Source organism: Rhizobium sp. LjRoot30 (genome assembly GCF_964253915.1).
Lineage (GTDB): Bacteria > Pseudomonadota > Alphaproteobacteria > Rhizobiales > Rhizobiaceae > Metarhizobium.
In genome coordinates this window covers 99,856-120,908 of record NZ_CAXUSG020000013.1, presented here as the reverse complement: position 1 = coordinate 120,908, position 21,053 = coordinate 99,856, and the positions used below count along the sequence as shown (strand labels likewise).

Sequence of the window (21,053 nt, the reverse complement as noted above, 5' to 3'; positions counted from 1 at the left end):
ACAAACGGAGACGTCCATGTGCGGGATTGTGGGGATTGTCGGGAAGAGTCCGGTGGCAGGACGACTGGTCGATGCGCTGACGCGACTGGAATATCGCGGATATGATTCCGCCGGCGTCGCAACCATCAACAAGGGACGGCTGGAACGCCGTCGCGCCGAAGGCAAACTGTTCAACCTGCAGAAGAAGCTGGCCGATGAGCCGCTCGATGGCACCATCGGCATCGCCCACACCCGCTGGGCCACCCACGGCGTGCCGAACGAAACCAATGCCCATCCGCATTTCGTCGAGGGGGTCGCCGTCGTCCATAACGGTATCATCGAGAACTTTTCCGAGCTGAAGGAAGAGCTGGCTGCCGCCGGCGCCCAGTTCGCGACGCAGACCGATACGGAAGTGGTCGCCCACCTTCTGGCAAAATACCGCCGCGACGGTCTCGGCCGCCGCGAGACGATGCATGCGATGCTGCGGCGGGTGACCGGCGCCTATGCGCTGGCGGTGCTGTTCGAGGACGACCCGTCGACGATTATGGCGGCCCGTTCCGGCCCGCCGCTCGCCATCGGTTATGGTCGCGGCGAGACCTATCTCGGCTCCGACGCCATCGCGCTGTCGCCCTTCACCAACGAGATCACCTATCTCATTGACGGCGACTGGGCTGTCATCGGCACCGAAGGCGTGGCGATTTTCGACATCGACGGCAACCGCGTTTCGCGCCCGCGCCAGATCACCCAGGCCGCTGCCTATCTCATCGACAAGGGCAACCATCGCCACTTCATGGAGAAGGAAGTCTACGAGCAGCCGGAGGTCATCTCCCACGCGCTCAGCCACTATGTCGATTTCGCCAGCCACACGGTGCGGGTCGAAACCGGCGCCATCGATTTCGCAAAGGTCTCCAGCCTGGCGATTTCCGCCTGCGGGACCGCGTTTCTTGCAGGTTCGGTCGGCAAATACTGGTTCGAGCGCTACGCCCGCCTGCCGGTCGAAATCGATGTCGCCTCGGAGTTCCGCTATCGCGAAATGCCGCTGTCGCCGAGCCAGGCGGCACTGTTCATCTCGCAGTCCGGCGAGACCGCCGATACGCTCGCCTCGCTGCGCTACTGCAAGGACAACGGCCTGAAGATCGGCGCGGTCGTTAACGCCACGGAATCAACCATTGCCCGCGAGGCAGACGCCATCTTCCCGATCCTCGCCGGCCCGGAAATCGGCGTCGCCTCGACCAAGGCCTTCACCTGCCAGCTCGCCGTGCTCGCTTCGCTGGCCATCGGCGCCGGCCGGGCGCGCGGCACGCTCGACGCTGCCGACGAAAAAACGCTGGTCAAGCACCTGACCGAAATGCCGCGGATCATGAGCCAGGTGCTCAACCTGATCCAGCCGCAGATGGAAAGTCTGGCGCGCGACCTGTCGAAGTGCAAGGACGTCCTTTATATCGGCCGTGGCACCAGTTATCCGCTGGCCATGGAAGGCGCGCTGAAACTCAAGGAAATCTCCTATATTCATGCCGAGGGTTATGCCGCCGGCGAGTTGAAGCACGGCCCGATCGCCCTGATCGATGAAAACATGCCGGTCATCGTCATCGCCCCCCACGACCGTTTCTTCGAAAAGACGGTGTCAAACATGCAGGAAGTCGCGGCCCGCGGCGGCCGCATCATCTTCATTACCGACGAGAAGGGGGCTGCCGCCTCCAAGCTGCCGACCATGGCGACCATCGTCCTGCCCGTCGTCGACGAGATCATTTCGCCGATGATCTTCTCGCTGCCGATCCAGCTGCTTGCCTACCACACCGCCGTCTTCATGGGCACCGATGTCGACCAGCCGCGCAACCTGGCGAAATCGGTGACCGTCGAATGATGATCCGTACGGAAGGGCCGGACGATGCGGCGGCAATCGATGCCGTCACCCGCGCGGCCTTCACCGATCATCCGCATAGCGACCAGACCGAACACTTGATCGTCGAGCGACTGCGCCGGTCCGGCGCGCTTTCCGTGTCGCTGGTGGCGGAAGAGGACGGAAAAATCCTTGGGCATATCGCCTTTTCGCCGGTGGAGATCGGTGACGGCATATCCAACTGGTACGGATTGGGCCCGGTTTCGGTCGCGCCCGACCGGCAGGGCGAGGGTATTGGCGGCGCTCTGGTCCGCGCGGGGCTTGAACGGCTTTCGGAACTCGGCGCCGGCGGCTGCGTTGTCATGGGCGAGCCCGGCTATTACGGCCGCTTCGGCTTCGGCCACCATCACGATCTCGTGCTTGCTGATTGTGCGCCGCAATATTTCATGGGACTTGCCTTGTCAGGCCCCATGGCTTGCGGCATTGTTCGCTACAATTCGGCCTTCTACGGGTGACGCGGCAAGAGAATGATCGGCGAATGACGGAGACACCGAAAGGCGAGAACTTCGCCACCCGGCTGCGGAACAATTTTCTGACAGGCCTGATCATCTGCGCACCGATCGCCATTACCATCTGGCTGACCTGGACCTTCATCCATTGGGCCGACAGCTGGGTGAAACCCTATATCCCCGAGCGCTACAATCCCGAAAGCTATCTGAAATTCGCCGTGCCCGGCTTCGGCCTGCTGATTGCGGTCGTGTTCATCACCATCATCGGCTTCTTCGGCAAGAACCTCATCGGCCGCTCGATCGTCGATTTCGGCGAATCGATCCTCAACCGCACGCCGCTGGTGCGGACCATCTACAGCAGCGTGAAGCAGATCTTCGAGACGGTGCTGAAGGAACGGTCGAACTCCTTCAAGAAGGTCGGCCTCATCGAATATCCCAGCCCCGGCCTCTGGTCGCTGGTCTTCATTGCCGGTGATGTGAAGGGAGAGCTTGCCAGCCGCTTCAATGCCATGGGCCAGGAAATGGTCACCGTCTTCCTGCCGCCGACACCGGTGCCGACAGCGGGTTTCCTGCTGTTCGTGCCGCGGGAAAAAATAATCGTGCTCGATATGAGCCCGGAAGAGGGCGCCAAGCTTTTGATTTCCGGCGGCCTGGTCACGCCTGAATTCATCGAAAAACACGCGCCGGAAGCGTTGGCCGAGGTTCCCGAGCGGATCGGCAACGACTGATCAGCCGGCCCGCAGGAAGCGGATCGCTTCGTCGCGGCGGTGCAGATAGAGCAGGGTACGCACCGCCTCTCCGCGCGGGCTGGTCAGTTCCGGATCCTTCTCGATCAGGTAGGCGGCATCCTTGCGGGCGATCTCCAGCAGGTCGCCATGCGCTTCCAGGCTGGCGATGCGGAAGCCGGGCGTGCCGGATTGACGGGTGCCGAGCAACTCGCCTTCGCCACGCAGCTTCAGGTCCTCCTCGGCAATGACGAAGCCGTCCTCCGTGTCGCGCAGGATCGACAGCCGTGCATGGCCGGTTTCGCTGAGCGGCCCCTTGTAGAGCAGGATGCAGGTCGATGCCTCGTCGCCACGCCCGACGCGGCCGCGCAGCTGGTGCAACTGCGCAAGACCGAACCGTTCGGCATGCTCGATGACCATGATCGTCGCATCCGGAACGTCGACGCCGACTTCCACCACGGTCGTCGCCACCAGCAGCCGCAACTCGCCGTTCTTGAAGGCGAGCATGACGGCATCCTTCTCCGTGCCGCTCATCCGGCCGTGGATCAGGCCGACATTGTCGCCGAAGACTTGCACCAGTGTCGCATGCCGCTCCTCCGCCGACATAAGATCGGACTCTTCCGATTCCTCCACCAGCGGGCAGATCCAGTAAGCCTTCTTGCCCTCGGCCACCGCATGCCGCAGCCGGCCGACGATGTCGCCGATCCGCTCGGTCGGCACGGTGATCGTCTGGATCGGTTTGCGGCCGGCCGGTTTTTCCGTGAGTTTCGACACGTCCATGTCGCCGAAGGCGGCGAGCACCAGCGTGCGCGGGATCGGCGTTGCGGTCATCACCAGCATGTGCGGCGAGATGCCCTTGGCCGTCAGCCTCAGCCGCTGGTGCACGCCGAACCGGTGCTGCTCGTCGACGACGGCGAGCACGAGATTGCGATAGTTCACCGCATCCTGGAACAGCGCGTGCGTGCCGATGACGATCTGCGCCTCGCCGCTGGCGATCCGCTCCAGGATCGCCTCACGCTCGCGGCCTTTCGTGCGCCCCGTCAGCACCTCGACAGTCACGCCGGCCGCATCGGCCAGTTTCGAGATAGTCGCAAAATGCTGGCGCGCCAAAATTTCCGTCGGCGCCATCAGCACCGCCTGGCCGCCACTCTCCACCGCCGCCGCCATCGACAGCAGCGCCACCAGCGTCTTGCCCGAGCCGACGTCGCCCTGCAGCAGCCGCAGCATGCGCTCGTTGCCGGCCATGTCCTTGAGGATGTCGGCAACCGCCTCCGACTGGCTGCGCGTCGGCGAAAAGGGCAGGGCGGCGAGGATTTTGCCACTCAGGGCGCCAGTGCCGCGAACGGGATGCCCGGCCACCTTGCGCAGCCGCTGGCGCACCAGCGACAGCGACAATTGCCCGGCCAGGAACTCGTCATACGCAAGCCGCCGCCGCGCCGGCGCCTGCGGATCGAGATCGCTTTCATCGCGCGGATCGTGCAGATCGCGAAAACTGTCGTCGACCGTGAGGAAACCCTGCTGGCGGCACAACGTTTCGTCGATCCATTCCGGCATTTTTGGCACGCGCGTCAGCGCGGCATCGATGACCTTGCGCAGGAATTTTGCCGAAAGCCCCGCCGTCATCGGATAGATCGGCTCCACCAGCGGCAGGTTTTCCGCCTCGCCGACCTTCACCATGTAATCCGGATGCACCATCGAGGCGCGGCCGTTGAACCAGTCGACCTTGCCGCTGACCATCACCGTCTCATCGATCGGCAGCGCCTTTTCCAGCCAGTCGCCCTTGGCGCGAAAGAAGGTCAGCGCAAGTTCGCCGGTCTCGTCGTGCAGGAAGACCCGGTAGGGCACGTTCGACTTGCCCTTCGGCGGCGGCTGGTGGCGATCGACCCGTCCCGTCAGCGTGACGATGACGCCTTGCGGCGCCATGGCGATGCCCGGCTGCTTGCGCCGGTCGATGAGCGAGCTCGGCGCATGAAAGACGAGGTCGATGACCCGCGCATCCTCCGCCGTCTCGCGCCCGAGCAGCTTCGCCAGCAGGTCGGCGAGTTTCGGGCCGACACCGGGCAGGGAACCAATCGTGGAAAACAGGGGATCGAGCAGGGCGGGACGCATGGGGCGCAAAATGCGATGAGAAATGCGGTCTTGGCAAGGCTGACAAGTGGAAAACCAACCGCTATATAGCGGGCATCCTCTTAACGCCGCAGCCTTCCATTCGGCCGCGGCGACAATAATGATTCGTGACGATGCCGATGATGTCCGCCGATGCGGTGCCCGCGCTTGCCCCTCACCCTAACCCTCTCCCCGCAAGCGGGGAGAGGGGACGAGTTTGCCTCGACCGCTCGATTTCTCCTAAAACGAGCGGGCGCAGCATGTTTCTTCTCCCCGTAAGAACGGGGAGACGATGCCGGCAGGCAGATGAGGGGCATGGCGCCGGGCTATCCAAAACATCGTCCCCAACCGGAAAGACCATCCCATGACCGGCCTCAGCCGCACCAGCGCCGACCTTGATCCTCGCCGCAGGCGGATCCTTTACCGTTGCTGGCATCGCGGCATCCGCGAGATGGACCTGGTTCTCGGCCAGTTTGCCGAAGCCGAGATCGCCGGCCTCAACGAGGCCGAACTCGATGCGCTGGAGGTGATCATGGCCGAAGAGGACAACGACCTGGTGAAATGGGTGACAGGCGCCGCGCCGACGCCGGAACGGTTCCGCACGACGCTCTTCGATCGCATCGCCTCCTATCGTCCGGATTTCGACCCCGTCACCGCCGCCACTCTCAGGACTGCAGAATGATCCCCGGTTTCGATCCCGAATTTCTGGCCTCGCTCGGCACGGCGCTGACGGTCGGCAACGTGCCGCCCGGCATGGAGCCGTTCCTGATCGCCGAACTGGCAAAGGCAGGGCGGCCGGTCGCTTATGTGCTGTCCGACGGCCAGCGCATGGCCGATATCGAGCAGATGCTGGGTTTCCTCGTGCCCGAAATCCCGGTGCTGACGCTACCGGCCTGGGATTGCCTGCCCTATGACCGCGTCTCTCCAAGCGCCGACACGTCCGCCCGGCGCCTCTCGGCGCTCTCCGGCCTGATTGCTCACGAAAAGAAGCCGCATCCGGCCATCGTGCTGGTCACCGTCAACGCCATGCTGCAGAAGATGGCGCCGCGCGACGTCATCGAAAGCCTCGCCTTTTCCGCCAAGCCCGGCAACCAGATCCGCATGGACGACATCGCTGCCCGCCTGGAGCGCAACGGTTTCGACCGCGTCGCCACGGTGCGCGAGGTCGGCGAGTTCGCCGTGCGCGGCGGCATTCTCGATGTCTTCGTGCCCGGCACGGAAGAGCCGGTGCGCCTCGATTTCTTCGGCGATACGCTGGAGAGCATCCGCACCTTCGATCCGGCCAGCCAGCGCACCACCGGCCAGGCCCGTTCGCTGAACCTCAACCCGATGAGCGAGGTGACGCTGACGCCGGATACGATCAGCCGTTTCCGCAAGAACTACCTGTCGCTCTTCGGCGCCGCCACCCGTGACGATTCGCTCTATGTCGCCGTCTCCGAAGGCCGACGTTATGCCGGCATGGAACACTGGCTGCCGCTGTTCTACGAGAAACTGGAAACCGTCTTCGATTATCTCAAAGGTTTCCTGATCGTCACCGACCACACGGTGCGCGAAGCCTCGGAGGAACGCGCCAAACTGGTCCTCGATTATTACGAGGCACGCCAGAGCGCCGGCCAGCCGGCCAAGGGCCAGATGACGCAAGGAGCGCCCTACAAGCCGGTTTCCCCCGGCCAACTCTACCTCGAAGCAAAACTCTTCGGCCGCACGCTGGATGCTTTCGGTGCCATCCGCCTGACGCCGTTCAACGAGATCGAGGGCGAAAGCCGCAAGGTGGTGACGGTCGATGCGCATGTCGGCCCGCGCTGGGCAAAGCCGGCGGCGGAGAGCGGTGACGGCGAACGCGTCAACGTCTTCGACCTCGCGGTCAAGCATATCGGCGAGAAGCGTGCCAAGGGCAAGAAGGTGTTGGTCACCGGCTGGTCGGAAGGTTCGCTCGATCGCCTGCTGCAGGTGCTTGCCGAACATGGCCTGGAAAAGATCAAGCCGGTCACCCGGCTGAAGGACCTGTCGGGCCTCGGCAAGGGCGAGGCGGCATCGACGGTGCTCAGCCTCGAGGCCGGCTTCGAGGCCGGCGATCTCGTCGTCATCGGCGAGCAGGACATTCTGGGCGACCGCATGGTGCGCCGCTCCAAGCGCCGCAAGCGCGGGGCGGACTTCATCTCCGAAGTCGCCGGCCTGGACGAAGGCTCGATCGTCGTGCACGCTGAGCACGGCATCGGCCGTTTCGTCGGCCTGAAAACCATCGAGGCCGCCGGCGCGCCGCATGCCTGCCTCGAACTGCAATATGCCGACGACGCCAAACTGTTCCTGCCGGTGGAAAACATCGACCTCCTGTCGCGATACGGCGGCGAGGGCACCGAGGTGCAGCTGGACAAGCTGGGCGGCGGTGCCTGGCAGATGCGCAAGGCCAAGCTGAAAAAACGCCTGCTCGACATGGCCGGCGGCCTGATCAAGATCGCCGCCGAGCGCCTGACGCGTTACGCGCCGCTGCTGACCACCCCGGAAGGCCTCTACGACGAATTCGCCGCCCGTTTCCCCTATGACGAAACGGAAGACCAGATGAACGCCATCGAGGCGGTGCGCAGCGATCTCGGCGCCGGCCGGCCGATGGACCGCCTCGTCTGCGGCGACGTCGGTTTCGGCAAGACGGAAGTGGCGCTGCGCGCCGCCTTCGTCGCGGCGATGAACGGCGTGCAGGTCGCCGTCGTCGTGCCGACAACGCTGCTCGCCCGCCAGCATTTCAAGACCTTTTCCGAACGCTTCCGCGGCCTTCCGATCCGCGTGGCGCAGGCCTCGCGCCTCGTCGGGTCCAAGGAACTGGCGCTGACCAAGAAGGAAGTGGCCGAAGGCAAGACCGACGTCGTCGTCGGCACCCATGCGCTGCTCGGCGCCGGCATCAATTTCGCCAATCTCGGCCTGTTGATCATCGACGAAGAGCAGCATTTCGGCGTCAAGCACAAGGAACGGCTAAAGGAGCTGAAAAGCGACGTGCATGTGCTGACGCTGTCGGCGACGCCGATCCCGCGTACGCTGCAGCTTGCCATGACCGGGGTGCGCGAACTGTCGCTGATCACCACGCCGCCGGTCGACCGCATGGCGGTACGCACCTTCATCTCGCCCTTCGATCCGCTGGTCATCCGCGAGACGCTGATGCGCGAGCATTATCGCGGCGGCCAGAGTTTTTACGTCTGCCCGCGGCTCGCCGACCTCGCCGACATCCAGGCCTTCCTGCAGTCCGACGTGCCGGAGCTGAAGGTGGCCGTGGCCCACGGCCAGATGCCGGCAGGTGAGCTCGAAGACATCATGAACGCCTTCTACGACGGCAAGTATGACGTGCTCCTGTCGACCACCATCGTCGAATCCGGCCTCGACGTGCCGACGGCCAACACGCTGATCGTTCACCGGGCCGATATGTTCGGCCTGGCGCAGCTCTACCAGCTGCGCGGCCGCGTCGGCCGTTCCAAGGTGCGCGCCTTCGCGCTGTTCACCCTGCCAGTCAACAAGGTGCTGACGGCGCAGGCCGACCGGCGCCTGAAGGTGTTGCAGTCGCTCGATACGCTCGGCGCCGGCTTCCAGCTCGCGAGCCACGACCTCGACATCCGCGGCGCCGGCAACCTGCTGGGCGAAGAGCAGTCCGGTCACATCAAGGAAGTCGGATTCGAGCTTTACCAGCAGATGCTCGAGGAGGCGGTGGCCGAGGTGAAGGGCGTCGACGAGATCGCCGATACCGGCTGGTCGCCGCAGATTTCTGTCGGCACGCCCGTCATGATCCCCGACGACTACGTGCCGGACCTGCACCTGCGCATGGGCCTTTACCGCCGCCTCGGCGAAGTGACGGAGCTTTCCGAAATCGACGGTTTCGGCGCCGAGATGATCGACCGTTTCGGGCCGATGCCGATCGAGGTGCAGCATCTGCTGAAAATCGTCTATGTGAAATCGCTCTGCCGCAAGGCCAATGTCGAGAAGCTGGAGGCCGGGCCGAAGGGTATCGTCGTGCAGTTCCGCAACCGGGAATTCCCCGATCCGGCGGCGCTGGTCGGCTACATTGCCAAGCAGGGAACGATGGCGAAGATCCGCCAGGACCACAGCCTGTTCCTCAACCGCGACCTGCCGACGCCGGAAAAACGCCTGTCGGGCGCGGCGATGGTGATGACGCAGCTGGCCGGACTATTGGACAAGAAGGCCTGAGAACGCAGGCGCGGTGTGAAGCAAAAGGAAGAGGTGGATGGCAATCTATACGGCGACGATCAGCTGGCAGCGTGGTGAGACCGAAGGGTTCCTCGATAATCGCTACTCCCGCGCTCATCTCTGGGAGTTCGATGGCGGTATCTCGGTTCCCGCATCGTCCTCGGCCCACGTCGTGCCTCTGCCGCTGTCGATAGAAAATGCCGTCGATCCGGAGGAGGCTTTCGTCGCCTCGCTCTCCTCGTGCCATATGTTGTGGTTTCTGTCGCTGGCGGCCAAGGCGGGATACCGGGTGGATGCCTATCGCGATGCCGCCGAAGGCGTGATGGCGAAAAATGCCGCCGGCAAGATCGCCATGACGGTCGTGACGCTTTATCCGACCGTTACTTTCTCCGGCGACAAGGTTCCGGGAGAAGCCGAACACGAGGCGCTGCATCACGCCGCACATGAGGCCTGCTTCATCGCCAATTCGGTGCTGACAGAGGTGCGTTGCGTTCCGCGCGTCGAGTGAGGTTTTGGGGCGGTTTGTCGGCGGCGACGGCCCCTCATCCCCCTGCCGGGACCTTCTCCCCGCAAGCGGGGCGAAGGAGGATGGAGCGCCGACAGTGCCACAAGCCCCTTCTCCCCGTCAGAACGGGGAGAAGGTCCCGGCAGGGGGATGAGGGGCCGTCGCCAACGCCAACGCCAATCAACCCATCAATCTCGCTAAACCTTCTCATTTTCCGGCGTCACCGCCACGGCCGCCTGGCTGTCGGCAGCCGCGACGGGCGGCGGCAGAGGCGTGCCACGCTGGCGCTCGCGGATCAGCGTCAGCAGGCCGGAGCCGACGATCAGCACGATGCCGATCCAGGTGGGCATGTCGATGCTGTCGCCGAAAACCAGATAACCGAGCAGGATCGCCCATAACATCTGGCTGTACTGGATCGGGCCGATCAGGGCTGCCGGCGCATGGTTGGCCGCATACATCAAAAGCACGTTGCCGGCTGCCGCCAGCAGGCCAAAGCCGGCGAGATAGACCCATTGCACGCCGCTGGGCGGCACGAAGTTCGAGATCGTCAGGAGGCCGCTGATCGTCATCCAGCCGAGCACACCGGCGCCGTAAAGCGAGATGTTCTTTTCCTGCGGCCCCATGGCGCGAAAGATGATGATCGACACAGCGCCGGTAATGCCGCCGACGATGGCGCCCAGATGGCCGATGGACAACTCGCGAAAACCGGGGCGCAGCACGACGAGTACGCCGGCAAAACCGACCAGCACCGCCGCCCAGCGCCGGATACCGACCTTCTCCTTGAGAAAGATCACCGACATGATGGTGACGAAGGACGGCAGCAGGAAGATCAGCGCAAAGGCTTCCGCCATCGACAGATGCGTGAAGGCGGTGACGCTGCCGATGGCGCCGCCGGCAGCCGCGAAGAAGCGCAGCATCCACAGCGGCCGGTTGGTGCTGCGGAACATGTCGCTCCAGCGGTCGCCTTTCTTCATCAGCAGCGGCAGGGCGAGAAGCCCGAAAACCGCACCGAAGAAGGCGGATTCATAAGGCGACAAGACGCCATCGATCAGCTTGACGCTGGCATCGCTGAAGGAAAAGGCGGCAAACGCGGCAAAGGCGAACAGCACGCCCTTCAGACTGTGGTCCGGGGACACGGCAGGAAACTCCAAGAAGACGGGGTGTCAGACGGTCCCTTGGGAGCAGGACGGCACATGCCAGCCGACACGAATGGAGCCTTGTTTAGCGTTTCCTGCGCGAGTCGTCACCGCTTCTTATTGCGCCTGCGCTTTCTGCGCGGCGATTTCCCGCAGTGCACCTGCCAGAACATCCGGCGTCTGCGCGCCGCTGACGGCATATTGGTGTTCGAAGATGAAGAACGGTACGCCGTTGACGCCCATCTGCTTGGCCGAATCGATTTCCGTCACGATCATCTCGCGGTCGGCGTCCGACGCCAGCAGGCGGCCGATCAGTTCCGTGTCGAGCCCGGCCTTTTCGGCGATGTCGAGAAGCACGGCGTGGTCGCCGATGTTTTTGCCCTCTTCGAAATTCGCCTTGAACAGCGCCGTCACCACCTTGTCCTGGATATCGCGGCCTTCGGTATGCGCCCAGAGCAGCAGGCGGTGGGCATCCATGGTGTTGGGGCCGATCTTGATGGCGGCGAAATCGAAATTGATGCCGACTTCCTTGCCGAGTGCCGTCAGGGTTTCGTGGGCGCGGTCCATGTTGGCCTTGCCGCCGAGCTTTTCGGCCAGCGCCTTCTGCTGGTCGACGCCCTCAGGCGGATAGTCGGGGTTGAGCTGGTAGGGGCGCCAGTTGATATCGACAGCCACCTCGTCGGCCACTTCGGCCAGCGCCTTTTCCAGTCGCGCCTTGCCGAGATAGCACCACGGGCAGACGACGTCCGAAACGATATCGATGGTAATCCGCTCCATATGTTTGTCCTTTGTCTGAAAGAGTTATCGCGATCTAGGCTTTCGGTGATTCGGATTCAACCGGTTACCAAAAGGGAACCCGCGATTATTGCGCGCTTGCATCCCACCATGTCGGCAGCTGGTAGCCGTAGAGCGGCAGGGTTTCCGGCCGGCCTATGCGGCGATGGCGGGCCACCCATTGTTCGCCGAGATGGTAGAGCGGCACGAAATAATGCCGGGAAATCAGCATCCGGTCGAAGGATCGCACTGCAGCCTGGAACGATTCGGCGGTGCGGGCGCCCAGCATGTTGGCGATCAGCTTGTCGAGATCGGGATCGGCGGTGCCGGCGTAATTTTCGCTGCCCTGCCGGTCGCGCGCCTGCGATCCCCAGCGCGAGACCTGCTCGATGCCCGGAGAAAGCGACGAGGTGAAACTCTTCATCACCATGTCGAAGTTGAAACTGATGGTCCGGCTCTGGAACTGCGAATCGTCGACCGTGCGCACCGACAGCGCGATCCCCAGCGCCCGCAGCGAGCGCTGGTAGGCAAGCGCCAGCTTCTCCTGGTCGGCATTCTGGGTCATCACCTCGAAGGCAAGCTGCTTGCCGCCGGCATCGACCATCACACCGTCCTCGATGGCATACCCCGCCTCTTTCAGGAGATCGACGGCCTGCTTGAGCACCGCGCGATCGCGCCCGGAGCCGTCGGTGACCGGCATGCGATAGGTGCCATCGAGAACGGCCGGATCGATGCGGCTGGCGATGTCACCCATCATTTCGCGCTCCAGCGGACCGGCCGGCACGCCGAGGCTGGAGAGGTCGGAATTCTGCCAGTAGCTTTGGGTCCGCTTATAGGCGTTTTCGAACAGGTTGCGGTTGGCCCATTCGAAATCGAACACCAGCGACAGGCCCTCGCGCACCCGGGCATCGGCAAAATAGGGGCGGCGGGTGTTGAAGACGAAACCCAGCATACCGGTCGGCAGCCGCGGCTTGAAGACGTCCTTGACGATGGCGCCCGACGTGGCGGCCGGGAAATTGTACGCCCGGTTCCAATGTCCCGGATTGCCGTCCAGGTAGAGATCGATCTCCCCCTTCTTGAAGGCTTCGAACAGCGTATTTTCCTGCAAAAAATATTCCACGGCGATCTCGTCGTAATTGTCGAAACCGACCTTGGCGGGAATGTCCTTGCCCCAATAATTCGGATCGCGCACGTAGACGATCCGCTCGCCCGGCGCCACCGACTTGATGCGATACGGGCCGGAACCGACCGGCGGCGATAGCGACGACTGGTCGAAACGCTCGATATCGACGGCATGTTTCGGCAGCACCGGCATGTAGGCGGCGATGATCAGCGGCGTTTCCCGGTCGGCCTTGTCGTTGAAGGTGAAGCGGACGCCGTGCTCGCCGATCTTTTCCAGCCTGGCGATCGATTCCATCCGGCGGTTGAAGGGCAGGCGGCCCTTGTCGCGCAGCAGTTCGAAGGTGAAGATCACGTCTTCGGGCGTCACCGGCTTGCCGTCGGACCAGCGGGCCTTGGGATTGAGGTTGAACTGCGCAAAACTGCGAGTGTCGTCCCACTCGACGCTTTCGGCCAGCAGCCCGTAGAGGCTGAAGGGCTCGTCGGCCGAGCGGGTCATCAGCGATTCGAACATCATGCTGCCGAATTGCGGATCCCACATGCCGCGCGCCGTGGTGCGCATGCTTTTGAGAATGAAGGGATTGAGATTGTCGAAGGTGCCGACCACGCCATAGGTGATCTTGCCACCCTTCTTCACATCCGGATTGACGTAGGAAAAATGCCTGTAATCCGCCGGCAGCGCCGGTTCCCCATGCATGGCGATACCGTGCAGCGGGGCGGCATGCAGCCATGGGGCAAGGGCGAGGCTTGTCAGGGCAGCAATCATCAGTCGGCGCACGGCTTTTCCTTCAATATCGGCAGCGGCACAGGAGGTCGCTGCGGGTGTTCCTGGCGAATCCACCACGCGATTATGTTAATTGTCGAGCGGCGGCGGCGGAAGATCAAAGAAATGCTGGATATCCGCCGCGGCCCAATGTAACAGGGGTTCCGGGATTACAGGGTCATCTATTTGCCTCATTTGAACGACAGGTGACGGCAGAATGAACCAAATCAGTCAGGACCGGTGGAGAGCCGTTCCGGCACCGGATTTCAGGAGACGGATTTCGTTATGACGATCAAGGCAAACACCTTCACGCGGGCGGGGTTTTCCGCTCTCGCTCTTACCTTCGGCGCGGCTTCCATGCCCTCGACTTCGGCAGCGCAGGATGCAGCCGCCGCCGGTCAGCCGCCGCTCGGCTGGTTCAAGACCTGCAGCAAGCAGGAAGACAATGACATCTGTGCAGTACAGAACATCCTGCGCGCCAATAGCGGCCAGATGATCACGGCCGTTGGCCTCATCACAGTTTCGGGCAAGGTCAACCGCAAGCTGCTGCAGGTTTCGGTTCCCTCCGCGCGCCTCATTCCTCCGGGCGTCGTCATGCAGATCGACGGTGGCAAGGGCCAGAAGCTCGATTACGCTGTCTGCCTTCCGGACCGTTGCACGGCCGAAGTCGCCCTGACCGACGGCATGATCGCCTCGCTCAAGAAGGGTGGCGAAGTGATCTTCACCTCGATCAATTTCCGCCGCGCCCCGAACCCGATCAAGATTTCGCTCGAAGGCTTCACCGGCGCATTCGACGGCGAGGCAATGTCGGAATCGAAGCTCGCCGAAAGCCAGCGCAGCCTGGAAGAAGGCATGCAGAAGAAGGCCGAGGAAGCCCGCAAGAAGCTGGAAGAAGCCCAGAAGGCTGCAACCCAGCAGTAAGCTTCGCGACCCGAAGAATAAACAAAAGCCCGGCCATCGGCCGGGCTTTTTGCTTTCAGTTCGTCGTTATCCCTCAGTGGGAGATGTTGTACTTCGGTCGGTATTCGCCAGCCTGGCTCTTTTCGAAGATCTGGCCGATCTGCGGATTGCGCAAGGGAAGGCCGCTTTCGTCCGCCACGAGATTCTGCTCGGAGACGTAGGCGACGTATTCCGTCTCGTCGTTTTCGGCCAGCAGGTGGTAGAATGGCTGGTCTTTGCTCGGGCGGATTTCGGCCGGAATGGCGTTCCACCACTCTTCCGTATTGGAGAATTCGGGGTCCACATCGAAAACGACGCCACGGAACGGGAAAATCCGATGGCGGACGACCTCACCGATTCTGAACTTGGCGTTGCTCTGCTTCATGGCATGTTCCTTTCCCTGCATAATGTGGTGCCAATCGACGCCGACATCAAGAGTTATCGGACCTTGCTGTTAACAAGCTGTCACATTGCCTGCGATCGCCGCGGCAACGGCGCTGTCGCCAGTATAACGCCGCCCATGACCAAAACGATCCCGGCGGCATGATAGCTTTCGAATTTTTCGCCCAGGAAGATCGTGGCAAGAAGAATCGAGATCGGCGGCATGAGGTAGAGCGAAAGGCCGGCCGTCGAGGCGCCAAGCACCCGCACCGCATGCTGGAAGCAGGAAAAGGCAAGCAACGAGGCGAAGACGATAATACCGGCAATCCTCGTCCAGTCGAAAAGACTGTCGGGCAGCGGCGCACCGGCTGCGGCCTCATAAGCTGCGACCGGCGCGAGCAACAGGGCGCCGCCCAGGCAGACCGTGCCGAACAACGACAACGGCGCCAGGCGCCGCACTTCCGGGCGACGCAGCAGCAGCGAATAAGCCGCCCAGGCGACGGCGGCGGCCAGGATGCCGAGATCGCCGACATTGAAGCGGAAATGCAAAGCTGCCCGCCAGTCGCCCTTGAGCACGATGACGGTAACGCCGGCAAAGGCGATGATCATGCCGACAATTTCCCGCCACGAAATCAACCGGCCCCGCAGGACGCGCTCCAGAAGGATGATGAACAGCGACGAGGTCGTGTAGATCAGTGTCGCATTCGAGGCGGTCGTGTATTTCAGCGACCAATAAACACCGCCGCCGCAGACGCCCATGCCGAGAAAACCGAGCAGCAACCAGATCCCCGTGTGCCTGCGCATGAAAGGCAGGCTTTCCTGCCGGTCGCGATAGACAAAGGGCAAAAGAAACAGTGCCGCGCCCGACCAGCGCAGGAAGGCGGTGATGAACGGCCCGACATCGGCACTGATGCCGCGCCCGAAAACCAGGTTGCTGGAGAAGAAGACGGCCGCAAGGATGAAGATGAGCCAGTCGACGGGGCGGGCTGAAGATGAGGTCATGTCACTGCAATCGGCCATGGCGGCGCAGACATGGCCGGACCGGCGGGTTCGAAGGTCGGAAGTGGTTCCTCTTAGACCTATGGCTATCGCTTGGGAAGAGATGCGCACGGATAGAAGGCGAGGTTTTTCGTACGTCCTGCCGCGCCGTCCGGCTTGCTTGCACCATTGTGGAAATCGCGCTACCTGACGTAGACAGGCAATTTTCGAACGGGTGATGATCGTGGCCAATCAATGGGGCAGGGATGCAGGCCCGGGTGGCAAATCCTCAGGTGCGATGGGCGTGATCTTCGCCATCGTGATCAGCCTCGTGCTGGGTGCTGCCGGCAGCTACGCCTATGTTCGATTCGGCACGCAGCCGGACACCGCCGCACTGGAAGCGTTGCGCGCCGAACGCGACGAACTGACCCAACAGGTGCAGCGCCAATCGGGCGAGCTTGACCAGATGACCGAAAAACTGCTTGCCGCCGACAGCGGCAAGGGTGATTCCGATGGCCGTGTCGCAACCGCTGAGAAAGCGCGCGACGAGGCGCTGGCAGCAAGCAAGGATCTGGAAGAACAACTCAAGGCCTTGCAGCAACTCACCGAACTGACGTCGGGCAACGCCGAGGTTTCGGACACGCAGAGCAAACAGCTCGCCGAAAAACTGGCCGCCGCCGAAAAGTCACGCGATGCCGCACTCAAGGATAAGGCATCGGCAGAGCAACAACTGGCCGACCTTGAAGAGTTGACCAAGCTGACCGCCGGTGAGGCGGATGCTTCCGGCGAGGCTCTGAAGCAGCAGGTGACGCTTGCAGAGAAGGCGCGCGACAAGGCTCTGGCCGAAAAATCCGAGCTGGCGCAGCAGGTGGCTCGCCTGACGGCGCTTGTAAACGAGGCCGAAACGGCTGCGCAGAAACAAGGGGATGGCGCCCTGAAGGCGGCCGAGCAGGCCCGTGACCGGGCTGTCGCAGACAAGGCGACTGCCGAAAAGCAGCTTTCCGACCTGCAGGAACTGACCAAACTCACATCCGGAAACAACGATGCGGCCAACACCGCATTGTCGCAAAAACTGGCCACGGCCGAAACGGCGCGCGACCAGGCGCTGAAAGACAGAGGGGCCTTCGAAAAACAGATCGCCGCGTTGGAAAAGCAGCTTGCCGATCTGCAGGAACTGACCAAGTTGACGTCCGGCAACAACGACGCGGCCAATGCCGCGCTTTCGCAGAAGCTGACTTCCACCGAATCCGCCCGCGATCAGGCGCTGAAAGACAAGGCGGTTCTCGAAAAACAGATTACCGCTTTGCAGCAGGGGGCTGGTGGCCGACAGGCTGCAATCGATGAAGAATTGCGGACGCTCAAGAACAAGACCGTTCCCGACCTGCAGCTGCTTGTCGACCAGCGTCAAGCTGAATTGATCCAGGCGGACGACGCGCGCAACAAGGCAGTGGAGCAGGCAAAGGCGCTGGAAAAACAGCTGGACGAAACAAGGCAAGCGGTTGCCGCCCTGCAGGAAGAACAGGGCAAGGGATTTGAAGAGCGTCTGCGGCTGGAGGCGGAACTGGCCGAAGCCAAACAGAAGCTGGCGAGCGCGACCAAGCCTGAAACGCAGGCGACACGCCCCACACCTTTGAAAACGCCACGTGATGCTTTCAACGTGGAGCGGGCGCTTTCAGGCGCACCCGGCCTCGACGGCTTGAGTTCGTCCGATCGGCTAACCCTGAAACAAATGTTGGTCACCGGCGAATGCGTCACCACATCGCTTGAATCGGTACTCGGAAAAGTTCCGGTGATTTCACTGCGGAATCTCATCCGCGATCTCAAGAGTAGTTGCTGAGCGGAGGAAGATGAAGGATGCGTAATCGTTTCAAGGCCTGTATCGCGGCAGTGGTGATGGCATGGGCGGTCTCCGAAGCCACAGCGGCGGAGTTTCAGCGCAACATCATGACCGGCGGCGCCAGCGGTACCTACATCCAGATCGGCCGTGACATCGCCACGCTGGGCAAGGCCTGCGGCCAGACGCTTAACGTGGTCGAAAGCGCCGGCTCGCTGGAAAATTTCGTCGGCGTGCGCAACCGCCGCAACACCCAGTTCGGCATCGTGCAAAGCGACGTGCTCGAATATCTGAAAACCTTTGAGGCCAACGATCCGGATGTGCAGCAGGCGGTGCGCGGCGTGCGCATCATGTTCCCTCTCTATAACGAAGAGATCCACATCCTGGCGCGCAAGGACATCGCCAGCGTCAAGGATCTGGCCAACCACAAGATCGCCGTCGGCAAGAAAGACAGCGGCACGTTCCTGACCTCGTCGCTGATCCTCGATATCCTGCAGGTCAAGGGCGGCGAGCGCCTGCCGCTCAATCCCGACGAAGCCTTGCCGAAACTGCTCTCCGGCGAGATCGACGCCTTCTTCTACGTGGCCGGCGCACCGGCGCCGCTGTTCAGGAACGAGAGCATCGATCCGGCGAAATTCCACCTGTTGCCGATCACCGATGCGCCGCTTCTGGCCACCTATACACCGTCGAAGATCGAGGCCGGCACCTATTCCTTCCTCGACAAGCCGGTCGACCTGATCGCCGTCAAGGCGGTGCTGATGACCTATGACTACGACGTCAAGCGCAACGCCTACCAGCGTGAAAGCTGCAAGTCGGTTTCGGACTTTTCCAACCTGATCCTCAATAATCTCGACAAGCTTTCGCAGACCGGCCATCCGAAGTGGAAGACGGTGGACCTCACCGCGCTGCCGCCCGGCTGGCAGGTAGGCGTCTGCGTGAAGGCAGGCATGGCGCTCGACTACAAGCCGTCCTGCACCACGCCGGCGAAGACAACGACGAACAACGACGGCAACGAGGAATACCTCAACCTGCTGAAGCAACGACTGAAGCAGCAGTAAGCAGGCCGGATCACAAGGCCGAGTGGGCGTTCATCGTCCATTTTCGTCATCCTCGGGCCTGTCCCGAGGATCTGCCGACATCACCCAAGCCATTGACGATAAATAATGTATTCGACGTGCTTGGATGCTCGGCACAAGGCCGAGCATGACGGTGGAGAGGCTTCAACCTTGCCAAAAAAATGGGGCGACTCTTCATCCGAAGATCGCCCCTTGTCGTATCTGCATCGATCCCGCCGAAGCGGGACCGATGTATTGGCCTTGATCAGGCCGAATAGTACATGTCGTATTCGACCGGATGCGGGGTCATTTCGAAACGAACGACTTCCTGCATCTTCAGCTCGATGAAGCTGTCGATCTGATCGTCATCGAAGACGCCGCCGGCGGTCAGGAACTTGCGGTCCTTGTCGAGGCTTTCCAGCGCTTCGCGGAGCGAGCCGCAGACGGTCGGGATCTTGCGCAGTTCCTTCGGCGGCAGGTCGTACAGATCCTTGTCCATCGGCTTGCCGGGATGGATCTTGTTCTTGATGCCGTCGAGGCCGGCCATCAGCATGGCGGCGAAACCGAGATAGGGGTTCTGGGTCGGATCCGGGAAGCGGACTTCGACGCGCTTTGCCTTCGGGTTGGAGCCGAACGGAATGCGGCACGAGGCAGAACGGTTACGCGCCGAGTAGGCGAGCAGAACCGGCGCTTCATAACCCGGGACCAGACGCTTGTAGGAGTTGGTGGTCGGGTTGGTGAAGGCGTTGATCGCCTTGGCATGCTTGATGATGCCGCCGATGTAATACAGGCAGCTTTCCGACAGGCCTGCATACTCGTCGCCTGCAAACGTCGGCTTGCCGGCTTTCCAGATCGACTGGTGCACGTGCATGCCCGAACCGTTGTCGCCGAAGATCGGCTTCGGCATGAAGGTTGCCGTCTTGCCGTAGGCATTGGCGACCTGGTGCACGACGTACTTGTAGATCTGCATCTTGTCGGCGTTGCGCACCAGCGTGTCGAACTTGACGCCGAGCTCGTGCTGGGCGGACGCAACTTCATGGTGATGCTTTTCGACGACGACGCCCATCTCGGTGAGAACCGTCAGCATTTCGGAGCGCATGTCCTGGAGGCTGTCGACCGGCGGAACCGGGAAATAGCCGCCCTTGACGCGCGGACGGTGGCCGAGGTTGCCGGTCTCGTAGTCGGTGTCGTCGTTGGACGGCAGTTCGGTGGAGTCGAGCTTGAAGCCGGTATTGTACGGATCGGCCTTGTACTTGACGTCGTCGAACACGAAGAATTCCGGTTCCGGACCGACGAAGATGGTATCGCCGATACCCGACGCCTTGAGATAGGCTTCGGCCTTCTTGGCCGTGCCGCGCGGATCGCGGTTGTAGGCTTCGCCCGACACCGGATCGAGAATGTCACAGAGGATGACCATGGTGGACTGCGCGAAGAACGGGTCCATGTGGACCGTCTCGGTATCCGGCATCAACACCATGTCCGACTCGTTGATGGCCTTCCAGCCGGCAATCGAAGAGCCGTCGAACATGACGCCGTCGGCGAACATGTCTTCGTCTACAACCGTGACGTCCATCGTCAAATGCTGCAGCTTGCCCTTCGGATCGGTGAAGCGCAGATCGACGAACTTGACGTCGTTCTCCTTGATCTGCTTCAGGATATCACTTGCGGTCGTCATTTAACATTTTCCTTGAGTGAGATGACGATTATGATCCCGTCTGACGACGGGGCTACTATATGGCATCGATACCGGTTTCCCCGGTACGGATGCGAATGACCTCTTCGATGTTGGAAACGAAGATTTTTCCGTCCCCGATGCGTCCGGTCTGGGCGGCATTGCGGATGGCCTCGATCACGGCCTCCGCATTCTCGTCCGCCAGCACGACTTCGACTTTGACCTTCGGCAGAAAATCGACGACGTATTCCGCGCCACGATAAAGTTCCGTGTGGCCTTTCTGGCGACCGAAGCCTTTCGCTTCCGTGACGGTGATCCCCTGCAAGCCGACTTCCTGAAGGGCTTCCTTCACTTCGTCGAGCTTGAAAGGCTTAATGATCGCTTCGATCTTTTTCATGAGAAAATATCTCTCCGCTTCTCCCGTTAAAGCAGGCTCCAGCCCGCTCCGCCTCGTTAATGCACATAGTGTGCCAGACCGAATGCGCTTTCGACAAAATTTTGCGCCGCCGCCGCCCGTTCTTACTGTTTGTCGCCTGAATTTGAGGAAAAA

General features: G+C 62.1%; 17 protein-coding genes. 9 read left to right on the top strand and 8 right to left on the bottom strand.

Features of this window, described 5'->3' with window-relative positions; genetic code table 11:
- The first annotated feature begins 16 nt into the window (after nt 1-16).
- The 3 genes from glmS to ACSQ3I_RS22510 are packed head-to-tail and all read left to right on the top strand — an operon-like array spanning nt 17 to nt 3,056.
- The gene (gene glmS, locus ACSQ3I_RS22520; RefSeq protein WP_436002631.1) at nt 17-1,843 is read left to right on the top strand and encodes a glutamine--fructose-6-phosphate transaminase (isomerizing); all 1,827 of its coding nucleotides are present in this window, start codon (nt 17-19) and stop codon (nt 1,841-1,843) included.
- Nucleotides 1,840-2,334: a GNAT family N-acetyltransferase gene (locus tag ACSQ3I_RS22515; protein WP_436002629.1), complete on the top strand. Its 495-nt coding sequence runs from the start codon at nt 1,840-1,842 to the stop codon at nt 2,332-2,334. The genes glmS and ACSQ3I_RS22515 overlap by 4 nt, the downstream gene beginning before the upstream one ends.
- A gap of 23 nt (nt 2,335-2,357) precedes the next feature.
- Nucleotides 2,358-3,056 (top strand): DUF502 domain-containing protein, encoded by a 699-nt coding sequence (locus ACSQ3I_RS22510; protein WP_436002627.1) that lies wholly within the window; start codon nt 2,358-2,360, stop codon nt 3,054-3,056.
- Here ACSQ3I_RS22510 and recG read toward each other — a convergent pair whose 3' ends face one another.
- Nucleotides 3,057-5,162, bottom strand: a complete 2,106-nt coding sequence (recG, locus tag ACSQ3I_RS22505) for an ATP-dependent DNA helicase RecG (RefSeq protein ID WP_436002625.1) — start codon at nt 5,160-5,162, stop codon at nt 3,057-3,059.
- 361 nt (nt 5,163-5,523) lie between these two features.
- On the opposite strand from recG, the gene ACSQ3I_RS22500 reads away from it, so the two are divergent.
- From ACSQ3I_RS22500 to ACSQ3I_RS22490, 3 genes are read left to right on the top strand one after another with little or no spacing between them, the layout of a single operon-like run.
- Entirely contained in the window at nt 5,524-5,841 is a 318-nt protein-coding gene (locus ACSQ3I_RS22500; RefSeq protein ID WP_436002623.1) for a succinate dehydrogenase assembly factor 2, read from the top strand.
- Nucleotides 5,838-9,347, top strand: coding sequence for a transcription-repair coupling factor (mfd, locus tag ACSQ3I_RS22495; protein WP_436002621.1), 3,510 nt, complete (start codon nt 5,838-5,840; stop codon nt 9,345-9,347). Before ACSQ3I_RS22500 ends, mfd begins: the two co-directional genes overlap by 4 nt.
- 37 nt (nt 9,348-9,384) lie before the next feature.
- Nucleotides 9,385-9,855, top strand: a complete 471-nt coding sequence (locus ACSQ3I_RS22490; RefSeq protein ID WP_436002619.1) for an OsmC family protein — start codon at nt 9,385-9,387, stop codon at nt 9,853-9,855.
- A 194-nt stretch (nt 9,856-10,049) separates the two neighbouring features.
- On the opposite strand, the gene ACSQ3I_RS22485 is transcribed toward ACSQ3I_RS22490, so the two are convergent.
- The 3 genes from ACSQ3I_RS22485 to ACSQ3I_RS22475 all read right to left on the bottom strand — a co-directional run bounded on the left by ACSQ3I_RS22485 (nt 10,050) and on the right by ACSQ3I_RS22475 (nt 13,647).
- On the bottom strand, nt 10,050-10,988 hold the full coding sequence (locus tag ACSQ3I_RS22485; RefSeq protein ID WP_436002617.1) for a DMT family transporter: 939 nt from the start codon (nt 10,986-10,988) through the stop codon (nt 10,050-10,052).
- Between the two features lie 117 nt (nt 10,989-11,105).
- On the bottom strand, nt 11,106-11,765 hold the full coding sequence (locus tag ACSQ3I_RS22480) for a DsbA family oxidoreductase (protein WP_436002615.1): 660 nt from the start codon (nt 11,763-11,765) through the stop codon (nt 11,106-11,108).
- Nucleotides 11,766-11,850: 85 nt separating this feature from the next.
- Nucleotides 11,851-13,647, bottom strand: coding sequence for an extracellular solute-binding protein (locus ACSQ3I_RS22475; protein WP_436002689.1), 1,797 nt, complete (start codon nt 13,645-13,647; stop codon nt 11,851-11,853).
- A 282-nt stretch (nt 13,648-13,929) separates the two neighbouring features.
- On the opposite strand from ACSQ3I_RS22475, the gene ACSQ3I_RS22470 reads away from it, so the two are divergent.
- Complete coding sequence (locus tag ACSQ3I_RS22470; protein WP_436002613.1) at nt 13,930-14,565, top strand: invasion associated locus B family protein; 636 nt, start codon at nt 13,930-13,932, stop codon at nt 14,563-14,565.
- 73 nt (nt 14,566-14,638) lie between these two features.
- On the opposite strand, the gene hspQ is transcribed toward ACSQ3I_RS22470, so the two are convergent.
- Together hspQ and ACSQ3I_RS22460 are read right to left on the bottom strand one after the other, a co-directional pair.
- Nucleotides 14,639-14,968, bottom strand: a complete 330-nt coding sequence (hspQ, locus tag ACSQ3I_RS22465) for a heat shock protein HspQ (protein WP_436002611.1) — start codon at nt 14,966-14,968, stop codon at nt 14,639-14,641.
- 80 nt (nt 14,969-15,048) lie between these two features.
- On the bottom strand, nt 15,049-15,966 hold the full coding sequence (locus tag ACSQ3I_RS22460; RefSeq protein WP_436002609.1) for a DMT family transporter: 918 nt from the start codon (nt 15,964-15,966) through the stop codon (nt 15,049-15,051).
- A 220-nt stretch (nt 15,967-16,186) separates the two neighbouring features.
- On the opposite strand from ACSQ3I_RS22460, the gene ACSQ3I_RS22455 reads away from it, so the two are divergent.
- Nucleotides 16,187-17,779, top strand: a complete 1,593-nt coding sequence (locus ACSQ3I_RS22455; protein ID WP_436002607.1) for a hypothetical protein — start codon at nt 16,187-16,189, stop codon at nt 17,777-17,779.
- Between the two features lie 17 nt (nt 17,780-17,796).
- Nucleotides 17,797-18,834 carry a TAXI family TRAP transporter solute-binding subunit gene (locus ACSQ3I_RS22450; RefSeq protein WP_436002606.1) on the top strand — a complete coding sequence of 346 codons (1,038 nt, stop codon included), beginning with the start codon at nt 17,797-17,799 and terminating at the stop codon, nt 18,832-18,834.
- Between the two features lie 262 nt (nt 18,835-19,096).
- Here the strand turns inward: ACSQ3I_RS22450 and glnA are convergent, their stop codons facing one another.
- Nucleotides 19,097-20,506: a type I glutamate--ammonia ligase gene (gene glnA, locus ACSQ3I_RS22445; protein ID WP_436002604.1), complete on the bottom strand. Its 1,410-nt coding sequence runs from the start codon at nt 20,504-20,506 to the stop codon at nt 19,097-19,099.
- Nucleotides 20,507-20,561: 55 nt separating this feature from the next.
- A complete protein-coding gene (locus ACSQ3I_RS22440) occupies nt 20,562-20,900 on the bottom strand; it encodes a P-II family nitrogen regulator (RefSeq protein WP_018324798.1) in 339 nt (112 codons plus the stop codon).
- Nucleotides 20,901-21,053: the final 153 nt, after the last annotated feature.